At 59.1% G+C, this 1,430-nt stretch carries 2 protein-coding genes; both read right to left on the minus strand.

Annotation, left to right across the window (positions count from 1 at the left end; genetic code table 11):
* Positions 1–50 precede the first annotated feature (50 nt).
* Positions 51–965: a M56 family metallopeptidase gene (locus tag IQ273_RS33135; protein WP_194027311.1), complete on the minus strand. Its 915-nt coding sequence runs from the start codon at positions 963–965 to the stop codon at positions 51–53.
* A complete protein-coding gene (locus tag IQ273_RS33140; protein WP_194027312.1) occupies positions 965–1,426 on the minus strand; it encodes a BlaI/MecI/CopY family transcriptional regulator in 462 nt (153 codons plus the stop codon). The genes IQ273_RS33135 and IQ273_RS33140 overlap by 1 nt, the downstream gene beginning before the upstream one ends.
* Positions 1,427–1,430: the final 4 nt, after the last annotated feature.

Here is a 1,430-nt window from a genome sequence, read left to right on the forward strand (position 1 = left end):
GAGCAGGGGAGCAAGGGAGCTGGAATAGTGGGTTTATTTCAGACCTGCGGTTAAGTGTGCAGCCAGGTGGTAGCCAAGGGCAGCGCCGCCGCCAGCAGCCATGCCAAACGCCCAAGTCTTGACCTGGGGCTTGCAGACATGGGGCCTGGTTCGAGTAGCGCACTGACCCGTTGCTCTAGACGGCTGAGCGATAAAGATTCATTAAAGCCAACGCCGATGTCAAGACCATCCTCTAAATCGGGAGGATGGATGGCCATGGTCATCTGGCGGGCTAATTTAACCAACAGTTCTGCTAACACCAGGGGATCGCTGCTACTCGCCGCCTGCTGGTCGGCCCGGATTTCTCGCAGCAGCAGCAGGTCTTCCCACAGTGCCGTGGTGTTGGGTAGCCAAAAGGCAAAACGGCGCACAACGCCCAACCACAAAAACCAGAACGGATCGTGATAGTCGGCATGGGCCTGCTCGTGGGCTAACGTAGCCCGCTGCTCGCTGGAGGTGAGCTGATCTAGCCAGCCCTGACTGACCAGCAGAGACGATCGCCATAGCCCCACCTGGGCAGCCATAGGCAAGTCAATGGGTAAACAGCGAGCGAGCGTTCCTTGCGGCAGGGTGACCTGCGGATATTGGCGCAGCCGCAGATTAGTGGCCAGGGCCTGGCCTAGAGCATAGACTAGCACTCCACTCAAGCCGCTGAGCAAGCCCAGGCTGACCCAGCAGCCCACCGGGCTAACCGACCAGCCCATCATAGTGCCGTGGTGCCCCATTGCAAGCACGGCACTGGCTGCCAAAATAACTATCAGCGGTGGCAGACAAAAGGCGCTGAGCGTAGATTCCCAGCGGGTTTGCCAGCAGTCAGCAGGCGATCGCCCTTGAGGATGACCTTGAGCGCCAGCATTTGGCCCTTGCCAACTCCACCGCCAGACGACTGCGATCGCTAGCGTCAGCACGATTAAACTGCTGTGCATTACGCCTCCTTACCTGGGGTTGAGTTTTCTGGGGTCTGACGTAGGGCACGCAAACGAGCCGCGATCGCATCGAGTTTATCGAGATCAGCGACATCGAGACTATCGGCAAAGGCGGCCACAATATCAGGGCTGCCAATGGCCAAAAAGCTTTGAAGCTGCTGATGGGCCGTCAGCATGTCGGCTTCTTGTTGAGAGATGGTGGGCCGCCAACAGTAAACCCGCCGTAGTTTTCCCCGACCCACTCGCTCCGTTGTCTCACGCCGGAGCCAGCCTTTTTTGGCCAGCCGCTGCAGCACGGTTGTGACTGAGGCTTGGGTGAGGTCGCGATCGGGGTCGGCCAAAATGTGGTCATGAATGTCTCTGACCGTAGCGCCACCATTGGCCCAAATAATGCTCAGAATTTCAGTCTCTAGCGGCCCGAGGGAGAGCTGGCGAGGACGGTGGCGGGGCAGGGGGGACATGAGG

Source organism: Nodosilinea sp. LEGE 07298 (assembly GCF_015207265.1).
Taxonomy (GTDB): domain Bacteria; phylum Cyanobacteriota; class Cyanobacteriia; order Phormidesmidales; family Phormidesmidaceae; genus Nodosilinea.